The sequence below is a fragment of the Sorangiineae bacterium MSr11367 genome (genome assembly GCA_037157805.1).
GTDB classification, from domain to species: domain Bacteria; phylum Myxococcota_A; class Polyangia; order Polyangiales; family Polyangiaceae; genus Pendulispora; species Pendulispora rubella.
The window spans coordinates 13173726-13198969 of sequence record CP089983.1 but is presented as its reverse complement, the minus strand read 5'-3'; the positions used below and the strand labels follow the sequence as shown (position 1 = coordinate 13198969).

General features: G+C 61.8%; 16 protein-coding genes. 3 read left to right on the top strand and 13 right to left on the bottom strand.

Going from position 1 to position 25244, the window contains the following annotated elements:
* Nucleotides 1–385: 385 nt before the first annotated feature.
* The 11 genes from LVJ94_51445 to LVJ94_51395 all read right to left on the bottom strand — a co-directional run bounded on the left by LVJ94_51445 (nt 386) and on the right by LVJ94_51395 (nt 20428).
* Nucleotides 386–643 (bottom strand): hypothetical protein, encoded by a 258-nt coding sequence (locus LVJ94_51445; GenBank protein ID WXB05301.1) that lies wholly within the window; start codon nt 641–643, stop codon nt 386–388.
* A complete protein-coding gene (locus tag LVJ94_51440) occupies nt 640–8055 on the bottom strand; it encodes a hypothetical protein (GenBank protein WXB05300.1) in 7416 nt (2471 codons plus the stop codon). Before LVJ94_51440 ends, LVJ94_51445 begins: the two co-directional genes overlap by 4 nt.
* A 1025-nt stretch (nt 8056–9080) precedes the next feature.
* The gene (locus LVJ94_51435; GenBank protein WXB05299.1) at nt 9081–10793 is read right to left on the bottom strand and encodes a sigma 54-interacting transcriptional regulator; all 1713 of its coding nucleotides are present in this window, start codon (nt 10791–10793) and stop codon (nt 9081–9083) included.
* 95 nt (nt 10794–10888) lie between these two features.
* Nucleotides 10889–11719, bottom strand: coding sequence for an alpha/beta fold hydrolase (locus tag LVJ94_51430; GenBank protein ID WXB05298.1), 831 nt, complete (start codon nt 11717–11719; stop codon nt 10889–10891).
* 128 nt (nt 11720–11847) lie between these two features.
* Nucleotides 11848–12996 carry a hypothetical protein gene (locus LVJ94_51425; protein ID WXB05297.1) on the bottom strand — a complete coding sequence of 383 codons (1149 nt, stop codon included), beginning with the start codon at nt 12994–12996 and terminating at the stop codon, nt 11848–11850.
* 18 nt (nt 12997–13014) lie between these two features.
* Nucleotides 13015–14685, bottom strand: a complete 1671-nt coding sequence (locus tag LVJ94_51420; protein ID WXB05296.1) for a thiamine pyrophosphate-binding protein — start codon at nt 14683–14685, stop codon at nt 13015–13017.
* Nucleotides 14686–15231: 546 nt separating this feature from the next.
* On the bottom strand, nt 15232–15939 hold the full coding sequence (locus LVJ94_51415) for a collagen-like protein (protein WXB10843.1): 708 nt from the start codon (nt 15937–15939) through the stop codon (nt 15232–15234).
* Nucleotides 15940–16075: 136 nt separating this feature from the next.
* The gene (locus LVJ94_51410; GenBank protein ID WXB05295.1) at nt 16076–17602 is read right to left on the bottom strand and encodes a class I SAM-dependent methyltransferase; all 1527 of its coding nucleotides are present in this window, start codon (nt 17600–17602) and stop codon (nt 16076–16078) included.
* Nucleotides 17603–17657: 55 nt separating this feature from the next.
* On the bottom strand, nt 17658–18938 hold the full coding sequence (locus LVJ94_51405) for a glycoside hydrolase family 5 protein (protein WXB05294.1): 1281 nt from the start codon (nt 18936–18938) through the stop codon (nt 17658–17660).
* Between the two features lie 189 nt (nt 18939–19127).
* Nucleotides 19128–19862, bottom strand: a complete 735-nt coding sequence (locus tag LVJ94_51400; GenBank protein WXB05293.1) for a hypothetical protein — start codon at nt 19860–19862, stop codon at nt 19128–19130.
* A gap of 68 nt (nt 19863–19930) precedes the next feature.
* Nucleotides 19931–20428, bottom strand: coding sequence for a hypothetical protein (locus tag LVJ94_51395; protein ID WXB05292.1), 498 nt, complete (start codon nt 20426–20428; stop codon nt 19931–19933).
* 129 nt (nt 20429–20557) lie between these two features.
* Between LVJ94_51395 and LVJ94_51390 the strand changes: the two genes are divergently transcribed.
* Together LVJ94_51390 and LVJ94_51385 are read left to right on the top strand one after the other, a co-directional pair.
* Nucleotides 20558–21373, top strand: a complete 816-nt coding sequence (locus tag LVJ94_51390; GenBank protein WXB05291.1) for a helix-turn-helix domain-containing protein — start codon at nt 20558–20560, stop codon at nt 21371–21373.
* A gap of 53 nt (nt 21374–21426) precedes the next feature.
* The gene (locus tag LVJ94_51385; protein ID WXB05290.1) at nt 21427–21837 is read left to right on the top strand and encodes a VOC family protein; all 411 of its coding nucleotides are present in this window, start codon (nt 21427–21429) and stop codon (nt 21835–21837) included.
* A 45-nt stretch (nt 21838–21882) separates the two neighbouring features.
* Here LVJ94_51385 and LVJ94_51380 read toward each other — a convergent pair whose 3' ends face one another.
* Nucleotides 21883–23571: a hypothetical protein gene (locus tag LVJ94_51380; GenBank protein ID WXB05289.1), complete on the bottom strand. Its 1689-nt coding sequence runs from the start codon at nt 23569–23571 to the stop codon at nt 21883–21885.
* A 339-nt stretch (nt 23572–23910) separates the two neighbouring features.
* Between LVJ94_51380 and LVJ94_51375 the strand changes: the two genes are divergently transcribed.
* Nucleotides 23911–24186, top strand: a complete 276-nt coding sequence (locus LVJ94_51375) for a hypothetical protein (GenBank protein ID WXB05288.1) — start codon at nt 23911–23913, stop codon at nt 24184–24186.
* Nucleotides 24187–24494: 308 nt separating this feature from the next.
* On the opposite strand, the gene LVJ94_51370 is transcribed toward LVJ94_51375, so the two are convergent.
* Nucleotides 24495–24965: a nuclear transport factor 2 family protein gene (locus tag LVJ94_51370; GenBank protein WXB05287.1), complete on the bottom strand. Its 471-nt coding sequence runs from the start codon at nt 24963–24965 to the stop codon at nt 24495–24497.
* Between the last annotated feature and the right edge of the window lie 279 nt (nt 24966–25244).

The window sequence follows — 25244 nt, the reverse complement described above, 5'->3', positions numbered from 1 at the left end:
TCGACCATGTTGAACGCCACTGCTGCGTACCGCTCGGCTTCGCCCATCCCCTTCCGCTTCGAGCCCGTGGCGGACAATCTACGAAAAAGCGAGGGGGGTGCTCCTATGAGCGCGAGACAACGCCCCGAAGCGCCACCCTGGCGGACTCTCGTTGAAGTCGAGCTCACGCGCACGAATCCGTGGATTTGTCATGCACGACCTCGCATTTGAGCCCCTTTGGCGATCGCCGACTACCGGGGATCAGCCTGAGTCATTGTCTGGCTTTGTTGGCGAGGGGCGCCGTCGACCGGTTGCGTGCCTGGACTAGCGCCTCACCATCGCCCAGCCACCTATCGGGCGCCCCTTGGGAAAGCGTCCTGAGATTCCCAAAGAGCCGGGCACACTGTCATTCGTAGACACGCGCTGCAGCAAGCATCTCGCCGAGCGTCTTCCACGTTGGTCTCTGCGGAACTTCCCGCCCCTGATTCCGGTAGTAGCCGTCCATATCCTCCGTCCAACTCGCCAGCGCACCGAGAAAAGACTCCAGTGTCAGGTTCTCCCAGTGCTTCGAGTTCGTCTTGAGGTCAGCGCGGAGGGCCTCGATGAACGCAACGAGGTCGGCCCTGGTCTCGATCTCCGCGACGTGTTCGTGCAATTCTTTCATGGTTTCACCCTAATAAACCATCCGCCTGCCTGCTCTGGTGTTGCCGTGAATTTCCAACCTTGCGCCGCCACTTCTGCTGGCGTCGCCGAAATGACGGGCACCTGCCGCCCGGCGGCCGCGAAGGCCAGCAATCGACGATTGTCCAGCGTGAAGAGCTGCCCGTTCTGCGGGAACACGCGGATTGGCGGTATCTGGCTAGCAATGGCATCGCCTTCCGCCCCGCTCAATGCATCGATGGTCGACTGCAACGTGCGGCCATCAGAAAAGGTCCCCTTCACGCTGCTCTGTGTGAAGCGAATCGCCGATGTATCCATGAGCGTTGCTTCGGTCTCCGCACTCGCAGCCGCGGCTCTTCCTGCTACTGCCGCGCCCCCCCCTGTTTCGAGCGCCGCCATCGTGAGACCGGTGCCAGCAAGCTCAAGCTGCGCCAGCTGTACCGTGGCGTAGATAACTTCAGCCGTACCGTATGAGGCAATAATTACCCCGCCGATGTATGCGGCCTTCTCGAGAAATTCACCCGTGGACAGCAAGTGGTCAGCGAGTTCGTCGAGCGCCCGCTTTGAGAGCCTGGGATCATTCGAGTCCATCGCCCAGATCAAAAACGTATCCAGTTTTCCGCGTGATACGATAGCCGGCTCCCCTGCGCATGACATATTTGTCGACGCGCATGATTCAGTCTTCCCGGCGTTACTCATTGTCGTGGGTTTGAAGATTCCCCCGAACGGAATGCTAATAACGGGAGGCAATCCAAGTTGACCCAGCAAACGTGCGCGTGCTGCGTCCACGGCCGTGGTCGGGTTCATTAAGCTACGCGCCCCTGCAGGCAATCCGTACCCGGTGGGCCCCCCAGGACCCATGCCTTCGAGGAATGCCGCAAAGCCGTTGCCCGCCCCACCCGACACTTGGCATTCGTTGCAGACGTAGTCGTCCTCTTTGAGCCCATTCGGGTCCACGCGCAACTGTGGAGAACCCGAGACGAAGGCGTAGGGGTTCAAGTCGGCGCCCAAGTTATGGACCGTAAGCGGGTCTGCACTCGCCCACTGCCCCAGCGCTGCAACGTAATACCTCGCCCCGAAGTACGTCAGGCCGACTCCAACGTCGTCTTCCTTTCCGGTAAATCGATGATCCTCTCGAAAGGATTTCCATTGTACCGGGCGATAGTCGCTGTCAGCTTGTCCGAATGCCAAATACGTAACCCGCTCGACCAGTTCGCTGGTGGCATGGTCCACCACCACACTTGTCGAGCCGAGTGGGTCGGTAATCGTCAAGAAGACGTGGAGCGCACTCTCATTTTCTCCCTTTGGAAGCTCTGGGTCGTACACGACGCGCGCAAAGGATCTCCCGTTGGAGTTGAGGTACACGGCCTCCGTTTCGTCGTTGCGCTCGTAGTCACCGTTTTCGAACTTCGCGTGGTTCAAGCGCAGAGAAGAAAAGATCTCCGCCGTATATGTCCGATTCGGGCTGCGACGACTCATCCCCGACTTTACGATACGTTGACCGCCGTACTGATAGGTATAGCGCAGATCGACGCCGTCGCTCACGGAGCTGAGGTCTACGTGGAGAGCATCCTCCCCCAATGCGTCGAGGTTTGGCATATCCGCGCTCGACAGCCTCCGAGCTCGAACCAAATTGCCAATCTCGTCCCATTCGTACACGAAAAGGAGGTTGATATTGTCGCCCGCAGGACCCTTTTTGGTGACCAACATCCGCGCCAGGTTTCCAGCGGCGTCGTAGCTCGCATCGAGCTTGCCCTCGCCAAGCTTTGCGGAACTTACGCGATTCGGCCCGTTGCTGGCCGTACCGTGCATCGCGGACCCCATCGACCGATCGAAGAACGCGTGGGCATCGTCGTCCGAATTGACCAGATTACCTTGCCAATCGTAGTTGAAGGTTTGCTGCTTCACCCGATTTTCAAGTTTCTGCTCTGGGACCGGGGTGTGGTCTCCCGACGCTATCTCCGGTTCGAAGGGAGAGACCTGCTTGTCGTTCCCGCTCGATGTCGCGAATGCGTAATCGACCTTTCGAAGCTGATTCAGATCGTCATACGTGAGGCTCCGCGAGACTGGCTTGGCTCCTTCAGGCCATTCGGCCGGATCGCGCCAATCGCCAATCAAGGTAGGATTATTGACAGCATCGTAGCCATCGAAGCGAGTGTCTTGCAGCATGAACGGGCGCACGCGGGTACGTGCAACACGAACGCGACGCAACAAAGCTCTCTCATTGTACTCATATGTGGCAGTGGTTCCGTGAGTGTCACCGTAGAAACGCAGGGTCTCTCGACCATCAGCCTCGGCGCGCACATCTCGCACGAGAGGCCCGTAGCTGCTAGTCACAACATTCGCGATACCTCGTGGGCTGTAGTACGTCGTTATGGCACTGCGACTGCTTAGCGTTCCTCGATTGATCTGGATGCCGAGGAGCTTTTCCACATCCGCGCCGGTTGTATCTATGAACACACGGTTCGCGGCGTCGTACAACGCTTCACGTTCGAACCAGTGTGGCGCGTAAGCCGTCACAACGTCGTGTTCGTCGTTTGGGGCCGCAATTTGCCTCCGGACTTTGCGTTCATGGCCACGTGCATCATACACATATTGAGTATGCTGGGCGCGATCGTAGACGGCGGCCACGCGTCCGATGAAGGCTTGCGCGCCCGGTCCGTTATCCTGCCCCTGCTCCGGCGCGTCATAGACGATCTTCGTCGTAGGAGCGTCAGTAAGAACAGGCTGAGAATTCAAACAAGGAGAATAGACTTCCTCGAGCAGCCGGCCTGCGCTGTCGTATCGCGAATTTTTACCGCATCCACGCGCATCACTGGTTCCAACCAGATCTCCCGCATCGTTGTAGGCGTACCGCCATCCCTTCGCGTTCGATGTGCCGAAGGCCGTGGAGGTATTGGGCTCCAGGTTCTCGACCAAGCGCCCGAACGAATCGTACTTCATGACGCGTGTATAGGAATCGCTGCCTGAGCTATGCGAACGCTTCACGCTCGCGACCTCGCCCGTGCGCAGATAAGTCATTCGTGTCGAAATCGTGTCAGCTACCCCCGCGGAGTTGGTCACCCGCTCCGTGAGCACCGTGCGACCGTGACCATCGTGAACCGTGCGTGTCGGGTGCGGCGTCGCGCCTTCGGCCAAATCCGCCGCGTCGTAGGTCTTCGTAACGAGCGCCGTCGGTTCAAGCTTGCTCACGAGACGTCCGTCTCGCGCGTAGGAGAGGACCGTTGCTTGGCCCACGAACCTGGTCACGTATACGGCGGTGGTCGCGGGCGCGCTCGGCAGGGGAACCGGTGGCTTCAGCGCGTTTGGGTCAAACGCCGCGAATCGCGGCTCGTAATTCTTGACGACCCGACCCAACTCATCGCGCTCGACCTCTCCGCTTACGATGAAGGGCGCTCCGTCCCCGGGATCCGCTTGGCGAACGGAGGCGATGGGTTGCCCGTACGGATCGACGTACCCCCATGTCGAACGGTAGTGTGCAGCGCCTAGATTGTTGTCGTCTCGGGTCTCGGTGCGAACAATCGCGGCGGATTGCGGAGGGAACGTCAGCCAAGGATCCCAGTACGTCATTTTTGCGGAAGGCTCGATCTCGGTCTGTCCTAGCACCGTCGGGCTCGGAGCGAATATCTTCGTCGGCCTTCCATATGCATCGTATTCAGTCCTTGTGACCTCCCCGCTCGGTGACGTGGTTTTGGTCGTAACTTCCAAACCACGGTCGAATTCGGCTTTCGTAGTGAGAGCTGTCCCCGAGCAGCCGTTCGTGTAAGCCGTGACGGCGATGGGAAACTGATGAAAGGCATCGTCGTAGGTGCTCGTGCTGCAGCGAGCCGATGGGCCGCGCGCGATCACGACGTTGCCGAATTGATCGTATTCGGCCTGCGAGAGAAGCATGCTCAGGTTATCTTGCGACGCATCGTTCGGCGGAAGCGCAACGTCCTTCGAGGGATCCTCGTGAAAGCGCGTTAACGGCAGGGTGTCGTGCAACCATGCGTACGTCTTTGTCACATGGCCCGCGGCGTCGTATACAAAGTGCGAGTGCCGATCGGTGACGTTCGGACCACCAGTATTCGTGTCCCGGGGGTGCCAGTTCCACCGAGACGCGTCGCCCGGTGGTAGCTGCCAGTCATTGAACCTTTGTGAGATCGGCTCGTCCTGCGGGTTCTCCGAGCCTGCTTCGACCATACCGTAATCGGTCTTGGACAGCAGGTTCCCGAAACCATCGAACACCGCTTCGGCAGCCAGGTGGACACGCTGCCCCGTTGGGCTTTGACGAACCCCAATCGTGCGCGCTGGCGCCGGAGAGGTCAGATCGCTGGAGACGATGTCCGAGACCAGAACCTGCCTAGCTGCCGAGCCGATCCCACCCTCGTCGTCATACCATCTGTCGGTTCGTTCGACATAAGCGGTGCGAACCGTTCGATGGTCCAATCCTTTGTAGAGTTGTGTCAGGTGATAGCGGTGGTGAATCACGGACGGCAAACCCGGCGTGGGTTCGGACGCCTCGACAACGACCGGGCGGCCGTTTAGGGCTTCGATCGGATTGTCCGCCAGCTGTGACGCGGGAGGATCGCACCATCTGGATGTGTTGTTCTCACCGCAATCGCCGAGAAGGAAGGTCGACCATGTTTGAGCAAGGTTCGGCTCGGATTGGACGGCGCGTACCTCTCGAAAGCCGAGGAATCGACGTTCGTCGTTCCTATACACGGGTTTGGAGTACTGGTAATCCGTAGCATATGGGCCTCCCGTGGCCTTCACGTCAGCGCTGCTGCTTGTCGTGACGCGGCTCACCACGTGAAGCGGCTGCGGCAGGCGATACTCGCTATTGCGCAGAATACTCTCGACCGTCCTGTATTGAAAGGACGTCGTTGCTCCCGCGCCATTCGAGATGCTCTTGAGCAACCCAGGCCGTGGTTTCTGGATGACCGGCGGACCACCCACGGGCGGGTACCATGTACCAGTGAGCGAAATCGCGTGAACGCCGCCTCCGACGACGATGATCGAGTCCACTCCCGACCCGTTGAGATCCGCGAATTGGAGCGCCGCAGAGGTGTCGACGTTGGGAATTGCGGTCGATAACTCGATCTGTCTCGTTTCGCCTGGCCCATCGACGTCGCCAAACGTAATGTCGAGAAAATGCTTCACGTCGGTGCCCGGAGTGCGCGTAATTCTCAAGGTATCCGGGATTTGATCACCATTGACATCGTGAACGTAAGTCTTCGGCAGCGGGCCGCCCTGGCCACCATCGACAAAGGTCCCGTCTCCGAGTCCGATCCACTTGTACAAGAACCGCCTGCCGCCCGGATCTATCTCGAAGATCTGGATGATATCCGCGATGGAATCTCCATTGACATCATCAACGACCGTATCTGCCGGTGCGTAACCAGATGGTACGAATGTCTCATATATTTCTCGAAAGGGAGAGCCGTCCGGATTCGTGGCTCTCTTGTAGACATCGAACGGCAACACCTTGCGCGTGTCGTTGTCGACCCTCGTCAGGTAAATTGCGCGGGTATTTCCATATTTTCCTGATCCACTGGGGCCACGAATGTTCGCCAACGAAACGCGGTCTAGGTAGCCATCACCGTCGAGATCAACAAATGAGCCTGCGGGAGGATCGCCATGAAACCCAGAACAGTCCCAGCCGTCCATCCAATTGTAAAGCCGTTGGTCCAGAGGATCGCCGCTATGCCATCTCCATACCCCACTGGACAGCTCCGCATAGTACCGGCGAAAGAGAGGGTCGCCGCAGTGCGCGACGTTGTCGTATTTCAAGCTAAGGGCGTTAACCGAGCCCGTTGATTTCCAGCCCCCCAGCATTGCACTGTTGAATATGAGTTCGGACGGGGAAATATCGCTGGGGTAGATCTGCATGGGCAGCGGGGGCGGAGCGCCCGCGCGATCCCCCATGCGCCGTCCCACGACGAGTGAACCGTCTGGCTTGTAGGCAAGCTCCTCTGCAAGCGAGTCACCGTCGATGTCCAAGAAGATGGTTGGTTTGTTGACGTAGTCCTGACCAATGTAAAGGTTGCCGATCTCCGGCTTTTCAGGCACATTCTCGCCCCAGTAGTCGAAGTACGCGACGGGTTGCGCCAAGCCGGGATTACACGCGGTTGGATAGTCCTTCGGAACTTCGCCGCCCGGCTGCTCCTGCAGCGCAGGGCAGGCACCATACATAAGAACCCCTCCAAGCAACCAGCGATGAAAATCGGTTAATCGTTGATCGTAGTAGGGTCCATATCGCCGAACCAAGCTTCGAGGCGCGGTGCCCAGAAAATCAGTACTCATCACATCAACGCGATCGAGCAGGAAGCGCAGTGGTCGACGCCAAATAACCTGTCCGGTGAAGGGGTGGCCATCGCGGCGAGCTCTGGTCGACCGATAACTCAGGTGCGTATGGTGCGCGAAGCTATCTCGCGAAGGGTTTGCGCCTCCAACGCGCGGCGTATCGTAAATATCCGTAAGATAGGCCAGTCCATCAGTGACCCAGCCTTCGGGATCCGCGAACTTCTTCCAATCATACACAATGACGTTGGCGTCGCCATTGGAGTCACGTTGCTGAGTAATGTTCCACCGAAATATCGGCGGATTCGACGGGTTCGCGATCGTATCGAAGTCCAGAGAATCGGTGGTGCCACCGAGCACCAATTCGAAACCCTTCCCCTGGACCAGCCACATGTCGCGCGCGGGGGACCAGAAGAAGCGGAGAAAGTCGTCGACTTGCTGTCGATAATAGAGCCAGCCCAGCACCCTGTTGGGGAACTGCTCCCCGGGCTGAAGCACGGCATTGCTACCGCCCGCATCACAGGTATTCTGACCTGTGACACGGCAAATGGGTACCAGCGGACGGCCCGCGAATTCGAATCTGTCCGAGTCGATATTGGGTAGATTCGCGCCGCTCGGATCGTTGTACTTTGGGCCTCCGGATAAATTCCGGCGCACGATGCTCGGTATCGACATCGACCAACCAAGGCCGCCGATCCCGGCGCCACCAGTGGAAGAGTAGTAAAGCCCCAGTTGAGGCTGCACCTCTCCACGAGCCTTGGGGAGTAGGAACGGGACGCTGGCATGCGCAACGCCCGTGGAGGACTCCACCCCCGCGCGTCCAACGTTGCCGATGCCGCTCCCTTCCCCGGTATCTAGCGTTGCCGATGCCGCGCTGCCACTTCCAATGGAGCCACTGGGTTCGGCAGCGGCAGCCGCTGCCGATGCTTGCGCGCCGGGGGGATCCGAGGTTGGTGCGTTCGCCGCGGGCGGAGCGTTGCCGCTCGAGGATGCCGGCGCTTCGGAGGCGGGGGACGCTGTAGCTCCGGAGGCCTCTTGGGCGGATGCGATGATCGGCGCCAATGGAATTAGCAAAAGGACCAAGTAAATGGTCAATGCTCCACTCAAACGGCGTGGGCGGAAGAACGAGACCATGGACGCTGCAAGCCTGCGACCCTTATTCATGCTCAATCCTGGGTTATGCGGACAGACGTAAAACTAAACGCACCGCGCCGTCATGAAGACGGCACAAACGAACGAATGACTTGACCGCGACTCGCTATTCACACTGTTCCGCGCGGCGGCCGCCAATAGGCAACGAACTTCGACCAATGACTCGATGCTCCGAGAATCGGCGCCATGGCGACAACGTCCACCGGTTCGCCCTCGCTCTGGAATCGCGGCATTCGGCTCCTATCGGTCATCGCTCCGGTCCTTGCCCAGGGAGTCGGCCGCAGGACGAAGCTCGTTGCGCCATTTCCTCATCTTGCGAGAGCGGGCCTTCTTCGGCCGCAGCGAACCATTCCGCCGGCGCCACAAGTCCGGCCAAAAGCCACCCCGTTGTCGTTCTCGGGCCCGGAGTTCCACTACCATGGGCGGGCACCATGCAGAGGGCGTCCGCCGCAAGACGGATCTCACTGCGCCACTTCGCGAACTTCATCGCCTCGTCGAATTCGCCTGCCATGTAGGCGTGATTCTCGTGCTCCAGCAGACGGAACGCGGCCTCTTCGAGCGAAAGCGCGAGCTGGTCGAGAGAATGCTCGGCGCTCTGTCGGCATCGAAGACGGGAACCGCTCGCGCGTGGAGAGCGAACAATGTCGGTGATGACGTCCATGAAGAACCCCCGCGAGCTCGAAGAATCCGGGTGCAACAGCCTGCGGCCCCAGAGGCAATGCCTTGAATCCAAGAAGATCGAGCGGCCCCCCTTGGTGGTGGAAGAGGGCATCGGGTCATGCGGGGGGACGCTCGGCGGCGCACCTGAGCAAAGGTTGGGCCAGTCGCCCACGTCGCGAACTGTCCGAGAAATTACGACGCACCGTTGACGGCGCCCGATGGAGTGTCGCCGTTATGGACAGCTCGCCCCGCCAGCCTCTGTCCAAAACGGCGACACCCTCACGAAATAGCGGCCGTTTCCCCGGTGTCCGAAACGGAGACACCCGAGGAACTCGCCCTATTTCTCGTCATTTCTTGTAGAGGGTCGTCCTTCGAATACCGAGAAGCGCTGCGGCGCGGCTCTTGTTCCCGCCGCTGACTTGGAGGGCTGCCTCGCGATTCTTGACGTGCAGCAGCTCCTCGTTCATCGGCAGCACGACGTGGACGCCATGCTCCGAATCCGGAACGGTGTCCGCGCGTTCGAGGACGCTCCGTATTGCTGCTGGGAAGTCACTCACCTCGAGAACTGGACCATCGCCCATGACGAGCGCGTGCTCGATGACGTTGCGCAGCTCGCGTACGTTGCCGGGCCATGGATACCGGCGAATGGCCTCGCGCGCTTCTGGCGAGAAGTCGTGGATCCTACGCCCGCAGCTCGATGACAGATCGGCCAGTATTTTCTGCGCGAGCACCAAAACGTCGTCGCCGCGATCACGCAGCGGAGGGACGACCGTTTTGATGACGGAGATGCGGAAGAATAGGTCGCTCCGAAAGGCGCCTGCGGCGGCCATTTCATCGAGGTCGCGGTTCGTTGCAACCAGAATCCGAGCGCGAAGTGGAATCGAGCGTGTCGAACCGAGTCGTTCGAATTGCTTGTCCTCCAATACTCGCAGCAGCTTCGCCTGACTCGCGAGCGGTAGTTCGCCGATTTCGTCGAGGAGTACTGTGCCTTCACCGGCTGCCTCGAACACGCCGGCCTGCTCCGTGGCCCCCGTAAATGCGCCTCGCGTATGCCCGAACAGCTCGCTCTCAATCAGGTTCTCGGGAATGGCGGCGCAGTTGATCACGCGAAAAGGCTTGTCCTTGCGTGGACCGGCTTCATGGACCAAACGAGCAACGTAGGTCTTGCCTACCCCGGTCTCTCCGATAAAGAGGGCCGTGCTTTGGGACACCGCGAGCCGCGGAATGATCTTCAGCAGTTCTTCCGCGCCCGGCGAAGTTCCGAGAAAGGCTTGAGCACTGCCAATCGCGAGCTGCCGAAGCGCGTCGCGATCGTCCCTGACAACCTGCAGCGTCGAAACGTCTGCCAGCTTGGCCCCCGCGAGGGCTGCGGCGAGAATGAGAAGTCGACGCGTGGAATCCGTGATGCGCTGAGGCGGCAAGGTGGTCGTAAAGGCCAACCAACCCGTTGGCGCACCGAGAGCTGGCGCAAGGATTCGCGTGCCACCACTTGGTGTCGCCGTCTCCAAGATAGGCATCTCGCGGGCCGCTGCGCCAGGCTCGCCTCCCCCAGCATGAAGTTCGACTTGCTCGCAGCTCGCGTGCTGCTTGGCCCACGCCACCAGCGCCGCCTCCACATCCTCGATAGTGGCAGTTGCGGTCAGCGCCTGGTTGAGCGCGAACATCGCAGCGAGACCAACGACGTCTGCCCCAGCGCCAGTCAGCAGGGAGCCGACGGTTGCCGTTGCATCATCGTGGGCGCTCGATGAACGCGACGTCTCATCGACGGACACGAGAAGCACGGTCCTCCCAACGACGAGGGACTCTCCGACACCTACCTCTCCCGAGAGAATCTTCCGCTCACCCTGCGCCAGCGGCGCCGCCTCGTCACACACTTGAACGTAAACACCGGTTCGTGTGGCGTGAACGTGAAAGTGGTGCCGAGACACGCTCCGATCGCTGAGCGCGAGATGCGCGCCCAAGGCGCGGCCCACGAGCTTGATGCTGCTGTCGACCTTGAGCTGAGCGCCGGCGTCCGGTCCCGACGTCACGACCAGACGAAACTTGGTGTGCTCTTCCACGGAGCGGAAAAATAGCACGCCGTCGTGACGTCTCTATCGCAACGCAGCGAAAATCCCCCGCGGCCAAAGCGAGCCTTGCCAGCGCGCCAATCACGCTAGTGCGCGTTCAGAAAATGTAGCACGGCCGTCTTGTACTCGGTGTGGAACGGGGCGTTCTCGATGAGGGGGATGTGCCCGGCGCCGGCGATCCAGACCAGCTTGGCGGTTCCGCCGCCGCAGGCTCCGTAGGCGGCGCGGAGATCCTCGGGGTCCTCCGCGGCGGGGATGGTGTCCAGGGTGCCTTGGACGATGAGGCCGGGCACCTTGGCGCGGGTGGGGTCGAACCAGGGGAGGCCATAGGCGGGTGTGAGCACGGACATCACGGCGTAGGGGCCCGGTTGGGTGGCGAGGATCTCGTTGGCGACGGGGGCGGGCGAGCGGGTGACGATGTTGAGGGAATAGAAAGGAGGTGTCGCCGCGAGGTAGCCATTAGGCTGGCTTTCGAGAAATGCGATGAAGGCCGGGTCGAGGAATACCTGGTTGAAGAATGCGCTGCCCGTTCGGTACAGCATCGAGGACATGACGCAGGTGCGCGCTCGGGTGGCGTCGGCGCATAGTTCGCTGGCTACGGCGCCGCCGATGGATTGGCCGTGCACGTCGACGCGCGACACGCCACGAAGAAGGCGCACGGTGTCGAGCACCTTGCGGGCCTCGTCAACCAGGAACGCGTGTGTCACCGAGCGGCCATCGGCGGGGTACGTGCTTTCGCCGGTGCCCTCGTAGTCGATGGCGAAGGCGAAGAATCCCGCGCGAGCCAGATCGCTCTGAAATGCGTAGCCGTCGGTGTGCAGATCGTAAAAGCTCGCTTTCACGATGGGGCCCGGGAGCATCAGGATGGCGCGCCGCGGATGCCGGAGCCAACTCCGCAAGGTGAACTTCTCCGTCATATGTACCTTGCGCCCGGGCCCCACTGGGACAAAATGCTCGAGCGTATACACCTTGTCGAGGTCTGCCGCTGTTTCGGCGGCTGCAGGGTGAGCATCCGCGACAACCACTAAAAAAGCCCAGAGGAGGATCAAACAGATGCGCGATCGAAACATGGGAAAGTCCCTTTCTCGTCGGGTCGTTCGGGATAAGGGCCTAGGGCCACATTCCCAATTCGCATGATCAAGGCGCTTGCCGTGGAGGTGCTGCCCACCGAGTACAGGCCGACCAGATTGCCCGGGTGGATGCGCCCCTCGTGGAGGGCGTGGTAGAGCGTCGCGGGCATGAGCGCGGCACCGATGTTTGCATATCGAGGGTAGACGCTGTGGTAGCGGCCTTGCTCGACGCCGAGCACGCGGGCGCAAAAGTCGGCGTACCAGGCGTTGGGCGTGTTGAATACCCAGAAATCGACGTCGCGCACCGATGCGGAAGCCATCGACAGGGCGCCGTCGACGCATGCGCGCAAATAGGGCTCGGCCGTGTTGCGCGCCATGGCACCCGCGTTCTCGTTGGCGCTCGTGCAGAGCCGTGTGCGGCGGGCGCGTTCGGGGACGGAATGGATCACGAACATGTCGTTCGTTTCAATCGAGTTGATGGTCTTCCAGCCGAGAACGCCGAAGCCTTCCGCGCTCGAGCGTTCCACGAGCAGTGCGCCCGCGCCGTCACCCACGAACCACCCGAGCGAGTCGTCGTCGACAACCTGCACCGAGTTCGACGTGGAAACCACGACGAGCACGCGGCCATAGGCGCCGCTGGCGATGAGGCTCGCCGCCAATTGGAGGCCTACGACGGAGCTCGAGCACGCCGTCTCGAAGTTGATCGCGGGCGCGCGAAGTTGCAATTCCTTGGCAAGGTACGCCGCGTTGCCCACGCCGAACCGGTCACCGACGAAGGAGCTCACCAGGGTGAGGTCCACGTCCTTCGCCGTGATGCCCGCCGCATCGAGCGCACCGCGCGCGGCCCGGAGCTCCATCGCGAGCGCAGGTTCGCCCGGTGCACGGAGGCGCCGCTCGGCCGCACCTCGGAAGGGATCGGCGAGGTACGGTGCCATCGTCAAGTCGAAGGCTGTCGGGGCCGCGGCCGCCGCTTCTCCTTTTCCCCATACCTTGGCCAAGGAGAACTGTTCGGCGTGCGCCACCATGTCAGGGTGCGCACTCCGGAAATGGTCGTTCGTTCGCAAAATGCTGGGAAACGCAATGGCGAGCGAGCGGAGCCCTGCACCAAACTTTGAATGCAACATGACATCTTCCTCTTCCGGTCACTTCACTGCGAAGTTGCTTATCTCTTTGACCCGCGCATTCATAGGAAACGCCGAATTCGGGTCGATGCGAACGTCGATGACCGTCGGCACGTCGGGGCGGATGCGCCGCAGCGCGGAGCGGAGCTGGCGAACATCGGCCGCCACGAAACCCTGGGCCCCGTGCGCACGCGCGAGGTCGGCGAAGTTGACGTGGGGCCCATCCATGGGAAGGCCGCGGCCGTAGATCCGATCGATTCCGGCCTCGACCATGCGCATTCGGTCGTCGTTCATCACGAGAAAGACGACGCCGAGGTGCTCGTGCACGCACATGTTGAGGTCCATGCCGTACATCTGAAATCCGTAATCGCCGCAAATGGCGACCACGGTGCGTTCGGGCGCGGCGAGCTTTGCGCCGATCGCTGCGCAGATGCCCGAGCCCATCGACCCGAGTCCATATGACGCGATGAATTGATCCGGCTCGGATAGACGAAGGTAATGCAGCGCAAACAAGAGATGCTCACCGATGTCCGCGGTGTAGATCGTGTCGGCGGGTACCTGCTCCTGCAGGACGCGGAGGACCCGTGCCGGCCCGAGCGGCGTGCGATCGCTCTCGAGTGCCTGCGGGTCGAGGTAGCGTATCGCCTCGTGCGGAACGTCCCATGCCGGCGCATCGGCGAGAAGCGTGGCGAGCCTTCCGACAATGGCGGTCACGTCCGCCTCCAGCGCCAGATCCGCGCGGTAGTTGCGCCCGAATTGGCTCGCGTCGATGTCCACCTGGATCATGGTGCGCGACGCCTGAAGCAACGGAGACCAGCTGTTGGTGCTCGGCTCCGTGAGGCCGCAGCCGAGGGCCAATACGACGTCCGCCGGCTGCCGCTCGAGGTACTCGATGGTGGAGGGATGCCCTCCGTAGCCGAAGACACCGAGGCAATACGGCGCGGTCTCGGGCACGATGCCCTTGGCCTTGGGGGAGGTGACCACCGGGATCTGCAGCTTCTCCGCGAGCGCCCGGATCTCGCGTGCGGCGCCGCGGGCGCCGGAACCGAGAAGGAGGAGGGGGCGATCCGCACTGCGAAGGATGCCGGCGATCTCCTCGAGCGCTGTGTCGGGCGGTGCGGGCCTTCGCGGTGTCGCAGCTGCAAATTGGGCGGGCGCCACGTCGGCGAGTGCGACGTCCAACGGGAGCGATAGAAAGACCGGGCCGCGCTCGGTACGCGCGCGGTGGATCGCGGCGGTAAGCTGGTAGGTCGCGTGCTCCGGAATGGTGATGCAGGCCGCCGAGCGCGTGACGGTTCGCACGATGTTCACCACATCGATGGTCTCGGCGCTCCCCTCCTGAAGCGCGCGATGACCGAACTTGGTCCGTGGGACCTCGCCACCGATCACGATGACGGCTACGCCCTCGCTCAAGACGGCGGCAAGGCCGGTGACGGCATTGGTGACGCCCGGTCCCGACGTGACGAGGACGCACGGGAGCGCGTCGGGCCGAACCCGCGTGTGCCCAATCGCCATGAAGACCGCACTCGTCTCGTGGCGTGCGTGCACCACTCTGATACCGGGGTGATCGATCAATGCATCGTAGATCGGGCTGATGGTGCCTCCGGGGACACCATAGATCGTGTCCACGCCCGCCCGCTCGAGCACCTCGACGAGGCGATCCGCGCACCGTGTTCGGGTGCGGGAATCCAAGGCCTGGACCTGGTGTTCGCCGCTTTCGCGGGACGTGAAAGAACGATCCGAGCTTGGGGCTGCCCGGCGTCGAGCTAGGGGTGACATGGTTGAACCAACTCCTGGCAACGTTCTGCAACGTCGCAACAACCTTCGCGCTCACGATCCAGGCAACACGACGACTGCCTCGGCTGCCGCCGCAAAGCCCATGGAAGCTAAGTAAGCTTTCGGACTTTGGCAATGAGGCTCAAAGAATTAAATCGTGCCGCATTCTCGATTGGCACGATATCGACCGTCGCGCCAAATCGATTGCCAACGAATTGCAGGTATTTGCTCAGCCAAGAAGTTGAACGCCTGGGCTAAATCGCGCTCATCCAAGATATGCACACGTCCCGCTGTCGCACGTTGCACGGTGCAACATCCACTTGCAACGAGAGGAGGGTCCGCCTTGAGTCGCGAACCCTTCCAAGAATGGCGGCCGTGGAAAAGAGTCGGCCCGCGCGAAGAATAGTTGCCATCCTTCGCAGCTGAACAATGCGCGAATAGGAAGTACCCAATAAACCGATCTTACGGATCGGTGCTGACGGTTGTCTCGGAGAAGGTGCTTGCCGCGACGCGCGAACCTACGGCGTAGACGCGCCACCCGACGGGCACCGTGGTCGAGCTGCAGTTTGTCCCTGACTGGATGAAAAGCTGGCCGATCTCTGCGCCGACGGAATAGATCGTCACGCCGCAGGTCCCTGCGCCGGCTTGCGCGTACTTGGGTGCAGCCGTGATGCAGCCGACGGCAATGGCGGCGTGCCGGGAGCAACTGGCGTCGACGTAATAGTCATTATAGTAATAGGCGCCATACGGGATGCAGCGCATTTTGCCATCGTCCACGGTCGCGTAGGAGCAATCCGTCTGCAATTGGGCGTCGTACAGGCCCATGGGCATGCGTGAGCCGTCGGCCCCGTGGCTCCATTTCTGCTTGATGCGCGAGCCATCCTGGAAGCCGGACGACGCCGGTCCCACGGGACCTTGCGGGCCGGCGGGGCCTTGCGGACCGGCGATGCCCGAGGGACCGACGGGGCCTTGGGGACCGGTTGGCCCCTCCGGCCCGACGAACCCTTGGACTCCGGCGGGACCTTGGGGACCTGGCGGGCCGTTGGGCGGGCCAGGTTCGCCCTGGGGGCCCGGTTCGCCTTTGGGGCCGGCGGGACCTTTTTCGCCCGCGTTGCACGCGGTGAGGGCAAACAACGCAATGCACAGGACGAACGACGAACGGTGGGACATGTGGGGCTTTCCTTGGCGCGGAGCTATCCGCTGGCCTAGGTACGGACGCTGGAGCCAAAACCTTCGCGGCCAAGGCAACGAATTTTGCGCCATTCCCAGCCGGCCGCCATTTTCCAACGCGGGAGCGGCGCGGGGCTCACTCGAGAATGCCCCATTCGACGAACGACCGCAGCCGGCTCCGTCGAAACCGGGTGACCTCGGCGAGCACGAGCCGCACGCCCTCATCGGCCCCTTCCACCGCGCGGCCGCCCACCACGATCCGATAGGCGTGCTGCACGAAGAGATCGCGAATCCATTCTTGCCATTTCGAAGGCGGAACTTCGGCGAGCAATCGAATGGCTAGAACCTCGAGCGGCGAAATGGAAACCCCCGTGCCGGTGATGGGCGAAGCCAATACCAGCGGGATCTCGGGGCGTGGCCCCTGACGCAGGATCATTCGATTGTAATCCAGCCCCACGCGCCAAGACTCTTTCTCGGAAAAGGGCCGAGACGCGGATGGCATTGGGGCCGCGCGCTCGGTCAACAATGCCCGCAAAAGCGCTGCACGGACGTTTTCCGCGCCGAACGCCTCGAGCTTCGGGTGTGCCACCAATGTGCTTTCCGTGGCGGCGCCGCCCTCGGCGAGGGTCGCGAAGAGAGCCTCGAACAAAGGCCCCTCGAAGGTCAGCGTGCCATGGGGCAGCCGAAACTCCGGGACCGGAAATGAATGCAGCAATCCAAAGGACGTCGAATCGAAATAGGCCCGCACGGCCTCCGGAGAGCGGCCGGTGCGTCCTTTGATGAATACGTCGCGCCGGAAGAACTCGTTCAAGGCGAAGTCTTTGAACGACTCGTACATACCGCGATCGCTGATGCCTTCGAAAAGCTTCGCGAGGACCGGCGGGACGGCCAAATCGCGATAATTGGCATACAATGTCGACTGCCCCACGAAATACAAGTCGGCCTCGGACAGTTCCCGCGCCATCTGGGAAAAGTACATCGGAGTCCAATTCGCATTGAGATACTCATGGGCAATGTACGGAAGCCCGAGTTCCTCCATCCGTTTGAGCATCGCGGTGGCCGACGGGTTGGCCGTAAAGTACATGGCCCCGGCGTCGTGCATGTGTTTGGCCAGCGCAAACCCCAGGCGGGCACGCTCCATCGTGTCGTCCTTGGCGCCCGCTCCCCCGGTGAGAAGCAACTGGCGCAGGGGCTCGACCGCGGACCACCCGGGCAAGGCATTGTAGCCTACGTAGAGAAGTCCCCCGGGCTTCAGCTTTCGTGAGGCAAAGTCGACGAGGGCCTTGCGCTTGGCTGGCCCGATCCAGCTCAAAACGCCGTGTGCGGCGATGAAGTCGAGATCGGGAATGGGTTCGTGGTCGAGCTCCTCGAAGTCACGCTCGACGAAGCGCAGATTGTCGAGCTTTCCTTCCCGGGCCAAGCGGTGGGAGCTGGCGATGTGCGCCGCATTCACGTCGACCCCGATGAAGCGCGCCCTCGGGTTGGACGCGGCCAACACCGAAACGGTATCGCCGTGCGCGGAACCGAGCTCGCAATAGTCGAAGTCCTCCCCGGGCGGCATCGGGAAACCATTGATGGCCGCTACGAGGCGAAGCTTCGCAGGGCTGAGATCGCCCACGAAGCTTCGATAGCAGGTGACGTCGGTAACGTAGTCGGTGCTCACCGCACCATGTGTAGCATGGCGCGTTCGACGAGGGCGTCGGACCGACCAGCCTCGATTACAAGCCGATTCTCGTATTTTTCGCGAACGCGGTGCCTGTTTGCCACTGCTGCCAGGCACTGCGGATGGCGTCGGCCGAGTTGGAGCCGATGTTGGGCGTGGTCTTCCAGGACGTCGGGCCGTACCATCCCCAACTCGTGGGGTTCAGGGCATTCGTCGATTTGTAGGACCACATGGTCCAACTCAGCCCGGAGTTGTTGTACGCATTCTTCGTATAGGTCCACGCGGCGGGGTATTCGAAACAGTTGAACTCCCCGATGTAGCCGGGCACGTTCCAGGATGCGTGGTTGTTGAAGTCGGCCACTTGCCGATCCGTACCTGCCCGCACCTGCGCTTCGGTGCCGTTGAACTGATATTCGTGCATCTCGTAGACCACGTTGGTCCAGCCATACTGCGAGGGCGGCGGGAGCATGCTCCAATTCCAATTGCCGAACGTGCCCTCGATGAAAATCATATGGTCGGGATCCACCGAGCGGATCGTGGAATAGAGGCTCCGGTAGGCATCCCAGACGGCCTGCGTGCTCGGGCCGCCGGTGGGTTCGTTGAGCAAATCGTAGCCGGCGACCGTGCCATTTCCCTTGAAGTGGTTGGCAATTTGCCACCACATCCAAGATGTATTTCCCTTGTTGTTGTCGTTCGCCCAATACTGATTCTGGTTCGAGCGACCGGTGTGGTCGGCCGTGCTTTGCCCGCCGACGGCACCATGCATGTCGATGATGACATAGAGACCGCGCGAGCCCGCGTTGTTCACCACCCAATCGAGCATCTCGAAGGCGTCGGAGCGCCAACCGCCGTTGGAGATGTTGTTGAGCGGATAGAAATTGCCATACCAGACCGGCACGCGCACGGTGTTGTAGCCAGCGTTCCGAATGTTGTCGAGATCCGACGTGGTGAGCCAGGCCTGCTGATAGGATTTGATGAGGCTTTGCTCGGTGGCCACGCCAAAGCGGTTATCGAGTTGTTGGAGAACGCCATAGCTGTCGCCGAGGCTTCCGCTATCCATCGGCGTCATCCACTTCTCGAACACCAGCCACCCGCCAAGGTTGAATCCCCGCAAGGGCACGACCGTGCCGCTGGCATTGACGATGTTGCGATTCTGCGTGTGGAGCATGCTCAGTGCGAGCGGGGAGGACTGACTGCCCGTCGCCCCGGTGTCCAAAGCTGGTTCTTCGCGCGGACTCGAACCGTCGACGGCGCAAGCTGCGAGTGCCATCACGAATCCACCCAGCAAGAACCGCGTGCCGCCCAAAACGAGATGGCGTGTTCGCTCGAATGTCATCGGAGTCGTACCTCCAGTGGCAAGGCCTTAGCTCCATCGGCGGGAACGCGCAATGATGTTAATCGTCCGCATTACAACGTGAAGCGCGGGACGCAGGTGCACCGACTCCAAGGGATGTGTCGCATGCGTGAACCACGAATGACATGATCGAATCGATCATGCCGCTGCGTTTCTCGACAACGCCGCGCTTCAGAGAGCCCTGATCACCCGCCCTCCGGCGTCGAGCATTTCGATCTTCGGGTTGCCCGCATCGTCGACGGAAAGCCGGATGCGAGGATGACCGTCCCGGTCCGCAATCACCAGCTCGGCCACTCCGTCGGCGTGACGTCCGAGGAACAGGCGCTCCTCGCCCCATTGCATGCGCACCTCGTCGATTTTCGCGTCACGGGTGGGGCCGGGCGGCAGGGCCTTCGCGGCATCGAGGAGCCTGTGATACTCGTAGCCACTCAGTTTGTGCTCCCAGACGCGAAAGGCCGCTTCGAGCTTCCCGTTCTCCTCGTCGTACGACATTCCGATGATTTGGTCGCCGCGGTGCTGGTCGAACTTCAATCCGGCGGCTGCCACGTACTTGCCGTCCGATTCGGTTTTGCTATCGAAGTAGAAGCCGCCGTTCTCGTCGCCCCGATCGTTGAAAAAGATCATGCTGTTCGCGGGTACCGCGTGGCGTTCGATTTCCTTTCCGTCCACGACAGGGTTGGGCACGCGCGTGCGATTGGCGAGCACGTATCCCACCTTGCCGTCCGGTTCGACGATGTCCAAGCGCTCCACCTCGAGTCGCGTCATGTGCTCCTTCTCGCGAGGACGCAAAATCGCGAACGCCAGAAACACGATCATCGCCGTGGACAAGAGCGCGTAGATCTTGAGGAGGCGGATATCGCGTGCCAGCGAATGCTCGGTCGCCGGGATCGGGGTCGACATGCTCATCCGTGCTACTTCGACCTGGGGCGACGCAAAATTTCATCGCCGCGAGGAAGAACGTCGCCCCGAGGAAATTACTGGCAGCAGCAGCTTGCCGGCTCGTTCCCGAGGTAATCACCGAGGGTGTACGTGCTGAAGTTGTAACTCCATGTCGTAGTCACCACCTCGTCGCACCCGAGCAACGAGCGACCTTGATTGAACCGGGTACCGCCGCTCTGGCGGTAGTAGCAGGCCGATCCCGCGTAGGGCGGATCCTTTTGATCGTGCGCGCCGCAGCTCCGTGCGACCGTGCACGAAGGGGTGCACGTCTTGCCGATCGCGAGGCAGGCTTCCGCGCACGACTTGTCCGCGATACCCGAATAGTACTTGGCGGTGGGACCCGAGTCGGCCGTCGCATCGCGGGTGGCGTCGGTGCCTGCGTCTTTTTCACCATCGCCCGGAGCGCCATCTCCCCCTTCGAATCCCCCATCGCTCGATGGCGGCGGGTCGGAAGAAGAGGACGACGAGGAACACGCAAAAAGCGCCAACGGGACGACAACGGCAAGCGCGAATAGGCCATGGAAAGATCGCATGGTCAGTGGACGGGCTCGCCGTCGGTCCATTCACGGCCCCGACGTGGATTCTCGATCGAGGCGTATCGCGCCAGAAAAATATCGCCATGACGTCCATGGCGCGATTCGGTAGTAGAATCGTCGAAGCCGATGCTCTACCTGTCCCACGTACCGTCGCCGCCGCTGTGCGAGTTCGTGGCCAACCTCTGGCTTCTCAGCGACGCGCCGCCCCATCAGAGAGAGCGCATCGTTCCCAGCGGCACCCTCGAGCTCGTGATCAATCTGCAGGACGACGAGATTCGAATTTATGATCGCGTCCCGGGAAACCCGTGCGCCCGCTACTCCGGGATGCTCGTATCGGGTGCTTACGGCCGCTTCTTCGTCATCGACACGGCCGAGCATGCATTGATGATGGGCGTGCACTTCCGCCCGGGTGGAGCATTCCCATTCTTGGGCATGCCCGCGAAGGAGCTTGCCGATGCGCACGTCGAGGGCGGGGATCTATGGGGATCATGGGCCTCGGAATTGCGTGAACGGCTTTGCAGCGCCACGACGCACGCCCAACGTTTCCGGCTTCTCGAGGGTGCGCTGCGCGCCCGCGCACTGGATTCACGGCCCCGTCGTCCCGAAGTACGCTTTGGCGTGGAGACCTTTCAGCGGCCCCGTGCCCGAGTCCGCGACGTCGCTGCGCACGTCGGGTTGAGCCATCGCCACTTCAACGAGCTCTTTGCCAACGAAGTCGGCACGACGCCAAAGCTCTTCTATCGCATTCAACGTTTCCAACGCACGATCGAGGAAGCACGACGGAACGTGGCGCCGGACTGGGCGCGGCTGGCGCGCGAATGTGGCTATTTCGATCAGTCGCACATGATCGCGGATTTTCTGGCGTTCTCTGGCCTGTCCCCGGTCGACTACGTGCTCCGCCAAACGGCGCAGGTAAAGGAAAACCACGTCGCGCTTGCCTAAGGTCAAGTTTTTCCAATACGGCCCGCGTTGGAGTCGCAAGATTGCCCAGCATCATGCCAACCATTGAACCCCACCAACACACGCACCCGGCTGTGGTCCGGTACCAAGTGACGGACATCGATCGGGCAGCCACATTTTACCTCCAGCATCTCGGCTTCGAGCTCGAGCACAAGGCGGGATCCGCCTTTGCCAGCGTCGTACGAGGAAACCTGAGACTCCTCCTAAGCGGCCCAGGCAGCTCGGGCTCGCGTCCCATGCCGGATGGCCGCCAACAGGAACCCGGCGGCTGGAATCGAATCGTCATCATGGTCGACGATTTGACCGCGTGCATCGGCACCCTCGAGACCGCGGGGGTCCGCTTCACGAATCGGGTCGAAACAGGCCCGGGCGGCAAGCAGATTCAAATCCAAGATCCCGACGGCAATGCCATCGAGCTCCACGAGCCGGTAAAAAAAGACGCGTAGCCCCCGGGACGACCCCGCGCCGAAGCGCGGGGCATCCCCACTTGGCTACTGCTCGATGAGGCGCTTCATCACAGGATCCGTCTCGCGCGTGGCCTCGACGGCGTCGGAGCGCACCTGCACCGGATCGAAGTGGCGCACCACCCAACCCGGGCGGTCGCACATGGAGGGATCGACCGTCGGCGGGGCATCGTAGCGACCGAAGACGAAACGATGGAATGCGCGCACGATCTCGGGCTTGTCGAAGGTGCAATAGAGATACTTCTCGAGCTCCTCGGTCGTGATGACGCTCCGTGCGTGGAGCCGTGCGAATTCCTTCATCGCATCTCGGAGCGCGGGCAATCCCACGGTGTCGGCGAGGCCGGCGAAGAACTTCTCCCCCGAAGAATAGGAGGCACCGGGGGTGAGCCGACGCCAGGGGCTCTCGTGGGCGAGTTTGACCGGTGTGGCGCGGAAGTCGAATGCTTTGACCTCGAAGGCGAGCTCCGAGTCGGTGTTGTACACGGTCCACGCTTCATCGAACCAGCCATCCCTCCCCAGGGCCGGCTTCACGCCGCGCGCAAACCAACTATGATAAAGCTCGTGCTTCAGCGAGTGGAGGTTGCTCGTGGTGGCGCCGTCGAACTCCATGGATCGGCCCGGGTTGTCCCAGATGTACACGGTGAGTCGATCCCCGTGCTGGTACGGCCCCGAGGACGCCACGAACTCGTTGAGGTTCGACTCGATGCCCTTTGCGATGGCCGGAAGGTCGCCCGATACGGTCTTTTCTTTGACCAGCTCGAGTTGGACTTTCGTCCCGTCCTGGAGCGTGAGCTCGGTGTTCGGATGCCGATCGAGGGTGTCCTCCGGAACGAACTTCAACATCGGAGAGAGGGCGGTGAATCGCTCGGGAAAGGCAATTTGCCAGTGTGTATCGCCTGGCTTGGTGACCGTTCCATTGGTGACCGGAACGTGCACTTTGTCGACGTTCTGCAGATCGATGTCGAGGTTGAAGGCAAACTTGTCGTAAATGAGGTTCGCCGGGAACCACTGTTCCAAGTATCGCCCGGAAATCAGATCGCCGAGCCAAAAGTCCCAACTGACGGTCTTCGCGCTGGTGCCCCAGGTGATGGCGACCGCGGAACCCGACGCGGGCTTTCCGAGCTTGTAGGTCAGCTGGATGGTGTTCTCGCTGCATGCGGCGAGGTTCGTCTCCGCGATGACGCGAAGGTCGGCCCCGTCGCCGCCGCCGAAGTCGTGAAGGACCATGCTCTGCGGATTCAGCTCGGTGCCGTTCACTTTGGCGGTTAGGATGGTCTGGCGAAGGTCGAAAATGGGATATCCCGATTTCGGCCCCATCTTGAATCGCATCGTCACGTCCACGGTGCCGGCTTTCGCAGCCGCGTCGAGGACGACCTTTGCATCGACGTCGCGCATGTCGATGGGAACGGCCGGCAAGCCGTCGACGTTCACGGCGGGAGGGGCGTGCTCCAAGTCGTCGCCCGGCGTGCAGCTCCGGGCGGGGCCCGCGTCGGTGCCGGCGTCTCCGGCGGCATCGTTGCCCGCGTCCAAACCGGAGTCCGCGTTCGCGTCGGCGCCCCCGTCGTCGGAGCCCGTTCTCGGGATCCCGCCGTCGACCCCCGCCTCGTTCGAGCCAGGCGGTGAACCGGGATGGTCATCACTCGAGTCGCAGGCCGCTCCGAGAACGGCCATGCACGCCGAAAGGAGTACCGGCGGTAGTAGGTAAGATCGCGCCATGGTGTCGTCTCCAAACTTGGAAGAAATGCACAGGGGACGTAAACCCCAAATGCCGCGACATTATGAAGGATGCGCGCATTGTTCAACCGTCGCGAGGCATGCGGCATGGATGTCCACACGACCCACCCCCGCCACGCCGCGCTGCGCAGGTACGCTGCGCGCGATCCTCATGGGACGCTGCTCGAGATCGTATTGGATCGCCCGTGCATGGGCTGCATGACGAGCCAACGCGCGTGCGCTGCGATTTCATCGGGGCGCAACGATGTGCAGCCGAGGGCCTTTCTCTTGCCTAGGCGCCGCTTGCGAGGCGCGCTTTCGCCGCCTCCTAGGAGGTTAACCATGAAACGTTCAGCTGTCTTAATGGCCTTTCTCTCTCTGGGGCTCGTGGCATCGCTGTTTGGCACGGGATGCAGTGCCGAAGCGGAGAGCACCGACGAGACGACACAGACTGCGGCCGATCAAGTCACGCCCGATGTCTCTTCGTCGAACGACGTCTCTCCGGAGTCGGCAACGGCGAGCTGCCCTGCCAAGCATTCGTGGACGTGTTGCCCGTGCGGTGGGTGCGGCTGCCGACCGTGGACCATGAGCCCACGAAACTGGTGCCAATGCTTTTGACCGAAACGGCAACGTAATCGCTATTTGCCAATGATGTCAGCGCGGCGTGTTCCGGGTACCTCGCCGTAGGGGAAAGAACTGGAACACGCCGCCTTGGCGTCCTTGGCGGTTCGATCAGGCAGCGCGAACTGGTCGATGATGACGAGGGTTATGGGCATTCGCGATTCGCGATTCGCGATTCGCGAATTGCGAATCCATGCGCTCCCCCTTCGGCCTCGTCCGGATCGGGCAGCAGCGCGAAATGAGGACATGGAGAGCACCGGAGAGCGCTGCCGGGTGGGGCAGCTTCTCTTCTTCCAGCGACAGCCCTACGGCGTTGGGCGGGCTGGGCAGGTTTTGCGGCTGTTGTCGGAGATGGTCGAGATGAGCCACCGGCCGTCGCGTCGAACGAGGGTTGCAATGTCGGTCCCGCAGTGATCGACTTTGCCGTCGATGAGAAAGTCGTACGCGGCCCAGATGACGGCGATGTCGTCATCGATGCGAACCAAGGGATCGTAAATGCGCTCTTCGATGCGGGAAGTGCCAGTGGAGGGCAGCTTCTCGACGAAGGCATCGAAGGTATGTTGAACGACCTGCCCATTCCGGATGAACGTGGTCGTCCCCCCGGGCAAAAGCTGCGCGCGCACCAAAGCTTTGTCGCGCTTGCCGATGCCGTCGAGCACCGCGCGAAAAGGGGCCAACACCGCCTGCTCGGCGGGCGTCGCTGCATGCGCGGGTGCCATGACCGACGACGTCGCCCAAACTGCCGCGGCAGCCACCGAGGTACGAAGAATGTCCATGCTAGGCACCATACCATGGCGCGAGGAACCCCATGCTCTCCGCATGGCACATCGTGGCCCATGAACGGGATCCGATGCTTCACCCTTGCGACGCGCGCGTCACACGCGGTACGCGATGGCTCGAGAAACGATGTCGCCGAGCCACCGGGTACGTAGATTGCCCTCCCGCGGCGTTGCTTGGCGAAAGTCCAATGGAGGTCGTTGATGGCAATTCATTCGTTGCGTAGGGCAAAGCACATCTCACTTGTCATGCTTGCGCTGCTGGGGCTCCTTACCACC